The sequence below is a fragment of the Clostridium sp. NSJ-145 genome, from assembly GCF_021044725.1.
In the GTDB taxonomy this organism is placed as follows: domain Bacteria; phylum Bacillota; class Clostridia; order Clostridiales; family Clostridiaceae; genus Clostridium; species Clostridium disporicum_B.
Genome location: NZ_JAJNOS010000034.1, coordinates 1 through 5091 on the forward strand (window position 1 = coordinate 1; position 5091 = coordinate 5091).

The window sequence follows — 5091 nt, forward strand, 5'->3', positions numbered from 1 at the left end:
GGTTCGAGTCCCTGAAGGTCCACCATTTTTGGGGGTATAGCTCAGTTGGGAGAGCACTTGCCTTGCACGCAAGGGGTCAAGGGTTCGACTCCCTTTACCTCCACCAAAGCTACGAAGTATTTCGTAGCTTTTTTATTTTATTTAAAATAATTTCTATTCATAAATTTTATTAATAGTGTTATTATAAATATACAGTAAATGTTAAAGTAAAGGTGAAAATGTATGGCGTTATATAGAGTTAAACAATTCGTATGGGCAGCAGGATCATATTTTAAGAAAATAGATACAGAGTATGTAAATAAATATTTAGATAAAGATGAAATGAAATTATTTAATAAATTAAACCATAATGAAAAGCATCATTCTATACGTGTTTGTAAAGATGCTTTAGATATATGTAAGAAAAAAAATATTTCCTTAAATACTAATAGAATTGCTAAAGCAGCTTTATTGCATGATGTAGGTAAGGGTGAATTTGGGTTAAACTTGGTAGAAAAATCTGCATTAGTTTTATTAAATAAATTAACTAAAGGGAAAATAAAAAAATACAATAGCATAAAACAAATAGATATATATTATAATCATGCACAAAAAGGTGCTGATATATTGAAGGAATTTAAGACTTATGACAAAGAGTTTTTAGACAGTATTAGATATCATCATAGTAATAAGAAAATAAGTAATGAATTATTAGATTTAATAAGAGAAAGTGATAATAAGAATTAACTTATGAGGTGAAATATGATTGCGAATAATAGAAGAGAAGCAATAGTTGAATTATTACTTAAAGAAAAAGCTCCTGTAAAGGGAGTTGAACTAGCAACGAAATTTGATGTAACTAGACAAATAATAGTTAAAGATATAGCTATTTTAAGAGCAAAAGGAAATAATATAATAGCAACTCCAGATGGTTATATGTTTAATGATGATAATGGTAGTAGAGTAAGAGCAATAATAGCAGTAAATCATAATAAAGATGAAATGATAAAAGAATTAGAGATTGTAATTAAATATGGTGGAATTATAGAAGATGTTATAGTAGAACATCCTATATATGGTGAAATTAAAGGTTTGTTAATGATTAAGAATCTTAATGATTTAAATAGATTTAAAAACACATTTGAATTATCAGATAGTGCTCCGCTATCTTCATTAACAAATGGAGTTCATCTCCATACAGTGTCTGTAGATACTAAAGAAAATATGGAATTAATAAAAAAAGAATTAAAAGAAAATGGACTTACTTTATAATTAGGGAGAATTTATATGGATTATGATGTTTTAGTTTTAGGTGGGGGCATAATTGGGTGTGCAGCTGCTTATGAATTATCAAAATATAATTTAAATATAGCTGTAATTGAAAAAGAGTATGATATAGCAGATGATATATCTTTTGTTAATAGCGCAATAGTTTATGATGGTTCAGAGACATCTAATAATGTTATGGCTGGGTTAGAATATATAGGTAATATATTATTAGAGGATTTATGCGGAAAATTTAATGTGCCTTTTAAGCGTATTGGTGGTTTAAGGGTAGTAGATGATGATAATGGTGTAATTAAGCTAAAGGAAATGTATGAGAGGGCTATTAAAAGAGGTATTGATGGCGTTCACCTTATTGACAGTGATGAAGTATATAAAATAGAGCCTAATATAAATCCAGGAATAAAGAAAGGTTTATATTCACAAAATGTAGCATTAGTAGCACCATACGATTTAGCTTTATCTTATGCTGAAGTAGCTTCTGATAATGGAGTTATATTTAGATTAGAAGAAGAAGTATTGAATATTATGAATATAGCTAAAGGATTTAAAGTTATAACTAATAAAAACAAGTTTACTTGTAGAGTTGTTATAAATACTATTGCTAATGAGATGTTTATAAATGAAAGTGGAGTAGTTCAAGAAAAGGACGAATTAAAAAATGAGAACACTTTCAAAAATATGAGCTATATATTAGTTGATGATAGTTATAAAAATAAATTATCTAGAATAATAACTAAGACTTTTGATAAGGATACTTTTGTTGTATCTACACCAGTTTTAAATGGAGGCTCTTTAATAGGAATTAAAAGTATTGAAAAGACTAGTTTAGATGATAATATATCTTATGCTACAAAGCTTCTTAAAGATCTAGATAAGAATAGTATAAATAATCTATTTAGGGAAAGTTATGATAAAGATTCTATTGTAGTAGATGATAGTAGAATAGATAGAGGATTTATAAGTGTTACAGGAACTCATTATGGAAAAATTACCTTAGCACCTGCTATAGCTAAGATGTTATGTGATACGTTGACTAATACATTAAAGTGTAGTCAAAAGAAGCATTTTATAGATAAAAGAAGAGAATCTTATAAATTCAGAGAGATGAATAAAGATGAAATAAATGAAGTAATTAAGGTAGATAATAGATATGGCAAAATGATATGTCTTTGTAACAATGTTACTGAAGGTGAGATTGTTGACTCTATAAGAAGGCCTCTTGGTGCAAGAACTGTTAAGGGAGTAAAGAGAAGAACCGGAGCTGGATTTGGCAGTTGTCATGGAGCTTACTGTAATGAAAAGATAGTAAGTATTTTAGCTAGAGAGTTAGGCAAAAATATAACAGATATAGTAGATGATTCAAAGGATTCTAAAATAATATCAGGAAGAATAAAGGAATTTGAAGGTATTTAGTGGAGGGTGTCATGGAGAATAAAGCTATATTTACTTCAGTGGTAAGAGTAAAAGGTAATAATAAATATAAGGTAGTGCCAGTAAAAAGCAGTGAAGAAGTAGATAAGAGTTTATGGATAGAAATATCTAAAGTATTAAGTAGAATTTATGTAAGTGTTCCTATTAAGCTAGGAAGTATAATATGTAAAAATGTTTTAAATACAGGTATTGATATAGTTTGTAGTAGAAATATTAAAGAAGCATAAAGTCAGAAAAATATGGTATAATAATAGATAGTACATATCTATTGACAAAATATAGGATGTTATAATATATTTAAGATAAATAAATGAATAAATAAACCGTTGAAAAGGCTAGTAATAAGATAGATGTTTTAAGAGAGTCAGTGGTTGGTGTAAACTGATAACTATATTTTATGAATCCACCTTGGAGGGACTGTGATGAGCAGTACGGTGTAATTCCGTTAAATTATTTAAGTGGATAGAAGTATGTTTTTATATATTACTACTATCAATTAGGGTGGCAACACGGAGTCTTTCGTCCCTTGTATAGGGAGGATAAGGCTCTTTTTTTATAAATGAATAATTAGTAGTTAAGAATAAAGATGAAACTTTATTGAGAATTCTTTGTATTAACCTAGAAATTTCATATGAATTTATTAATTAAATAATTGGAGGACAAAATGTTAGATTTAAAATTTTTAAGAGAAAATCCAGAAATAGTTAAACAAAACATCAAGAATAAGTTTCAAGATAAGAAACTTCCTTTAGTTGATGAAGTAATTGCATTAGATGCTGAAAGTAGAGCAACACAACAAGAAGCTGATTCATTAAGATCTAATAGAAAGACAATTTCTAAGCAAATAGGTGCATTAATGGGGCAAGGAAAAAGAGAAGAGGCTGAAGAGTTAAAAGCAAAAGTTAACGAACAAGCAGCTCGTCTTGCTGAATTAGAAGTTAAAGAAACTGAATTACAAGAAAAAATAAGAGAAATAATGTTAGTTATTCCTAATATTATTGATCCAACTGTTCCAATAGGAAAAGATGATAGCGAAAATGTTGAAGTAGAAAAGTTTGGTGAGCCTGTAGTTCCTGAATTTGAAATTCCTTATCATACTGAAATAATGGAAAAGTTAAATGGTATTGATTTAGATAGCGCTAGAAAAGTTGCTGGTAATGGATTCTATTACTTAATGGGTAATATAGCAAGATTACAATCAGGAATACTTTCTTATGCTAGAGATTTCATGATAAACAAAGGATTTACTTACTGTATACCACCTTTTATGATTCGTAGTGAAGTTGTTACTGGTGTTATGAGCTTTGCTGAAATGGAATCTATGATGTACAAAATTGAAGGTGAAGACTTATACCTTATAGGTACTAGTGAGCACTCAATGATAGGTAAATTTATAGATACTATAATAAAAGAAGATTCTCTTCCTCAAACATTAACTAGTTATTCACCATGTTTCAGAAAAGAAAAAGGTGCTCACGGTATTGAAGAAAGAGGAGTATATAGAATACACCAATTTGAGAAACAAGAAATGATAGTTGTTTGTAAACCAGAAGAAAGTAAAGAATGGTTCGAAAAGCTATGGAAATATACAGTAGAATTATTCCGTTCATTAGATGTTCCAGTTAGAACATTAGAATGTTGTTCAGGAGATTTAGCAGACCTTAAGGTTAAGTCTATAGACGTTGAAGCATGGTCTCCAAGACAAAAGAAATACTTCGAAGTAGGAAGCTGTTCAAATTTAGGAGATGCTCAAGCTAGAAGATTAAAGATTCGTGTAAATGGAGAAAATGGAAAATACTTTGCACACACTTTAAATAATACTGTTGTTGCTCCTCCTAGAATGTTAATAGCATTCTTAGAAAACAACTTAAATGAAGATGGATCTATTAATATACCAGAAGCTTTAAGACCTTACATGGGTGGAATGGACGTAATTAGATAATTAAAAATTATAAATTAAGGTTGAGACTAGACTATAGTTTCTTAAAAAAGAACAAATTCAGTTAATTCTGAATTTGTTCTTTAATTAATTATATATTATAAAAAAATAATTATAAAAAGTATAAAAAAAGTGTTGACATAATTATTAATAGTTGGTAGAATAATAAATGTTCCGAGGAGAGATGGTCGAGTTGGTTTAAGGCACCGGTCTTGAAAACCGGCGTGCGTGTGAGCGTACCGTGGGTTCGAATCCCACTCTCTCCGCCAAGAAGTTATTCGTAAGAGTAACTTCTTTTTTTATTATTCTATTATAAAAAATAAAAAACAAAAAGGGGCTGTCTCTGAAATGATTTTTAAAATCATTTCAGTAGACGGTCTTTTTATTTTTTATTCATATATTTATATGAAATTATTTCTAAATGAACAAGTTTTTTGACACGACAAATAGGAGGT

5 protein-coding genes, 2 tRNA genes and 1 other annotated feature are annotated in these 5091 nt (G+C 28.8%); all 7 genes read left to right on the top strand.

Annotated features, from left to right (window positions below; genetic code table 11):
• The first annotated feature begins 30 nt into the window (after window positions 1–30).
• The 7 genes from LQE93_RS16425 to LQE93_RS16455 all read left to right on the top strand — a co-directional run bounded on the left by LQE93_RS16425 (window position 31) and on the right by LQE93_RS16455 (window position 4905).
• Window positions 31–106, top strand: a tRNA-Ala gene (locus LQE93_RS16425).
• A gap of 116 nt (window positions 107–222) precedes the next feature.
• Entirely contained in the window at window positions 223–726 is a 504-nt protein-coding gene (locus tag LQE93_RS16430) for an HD domain-containing protein (RefSeq protein ID WP_055268476.1), read from the top strand.
• A 15-nt stretch (window positions 727–741) separates the two neighbouring features.
• Window positions 742–1251, top strand: a complete 510-nt coding sequence (locus tag LQE93_RS16435; protein WP_055268478.1) for a transcription repressor NadR — start codon at window positions 742–744, stop codon at window positions 1249–1251.
• Between the two features lie 15 nt (window positions 1252–1266).
• A complete protein-coding gene (locus LQE93_RS16440) occupies window positions 1267–2679 on the top strand; it encodes an NAD(P)/FAD-dependent oxidoreductase (protein ID WP_055268480.1) in 1413 nt (470 codons plus the stop codon).
• 11 nt (window positions 2680–2690) lie between these two features.
• Window positions 2691–2924: a DUF1667 domain-containing protein gene (locus tag LQE93_RS16445; RefSeq protein ID WP_055268482.1), complete on the top strand. Its 234-nt coding sequence runs from the start codon at window positions 2691–2693 to the stop codon at window positions 2922–2924.
• Window positions 2925–3014: 90 nt separating this feature from the next.
• Window positions 3015–3227 (top strand) — a binding site (T-box leader).
• 134 nt (window positions 3228–3361) lie between these two features.
• On the top strand, window positions 3362–4639 hold the full coding sequence (gene serS, locus LQE93_RS16450) for a serine--tRNA ligase (RefSeq protein ID WP_055268484.1): 1278 nt from the start codon (window positions 3362–3364) through the stop codon (window positions 4637–4639).
• 175 nt (window positions 4640–4814) lie between these two features.
• Window positions 4815–4905, top strand: a tRNA-Ser gene (locus LQE93_RS16455).
• The last annotated feature ends 186 nt before the right edge of the window (window positions 4906–5091 follow it).

Coding starts and splice junctions, on each gene's coding strand:
- LQE93_RS16430 (WP_055268476.1), top strand. CDS start 223: ATGGCGTTATATAGAGTTAAACAATTCGTATGGGCAGCAGGATCATAT.
- LQE93_RS16435 (WP_055268478.1), top strand. CDS start 742: ATGATTGCGAATAATAGAAGAGAAGCAATAGTTGAATTATTACTTAAA.
- LQE93_RS16440 (WP_055268480.1), top strand. CDS start 1,267: ATGGATTATGATGTTTTAGTTTTAGGTGGGGGCATAATTGGGTGTGCA.
- LQE93_RS16445 (WP_055268482.1), top strand. CDS start 2,691: ATGGAGAATAAAGCTATATTTACTTCAGTGGTAAGAGTAAAAGGTAAT.
- serS (WP_055268484.1), top strand. CDS start 3,362: ATGTTAGATTTAAAATTTTTAAGAGAAAATCCAGAAATAGTTAAACAA.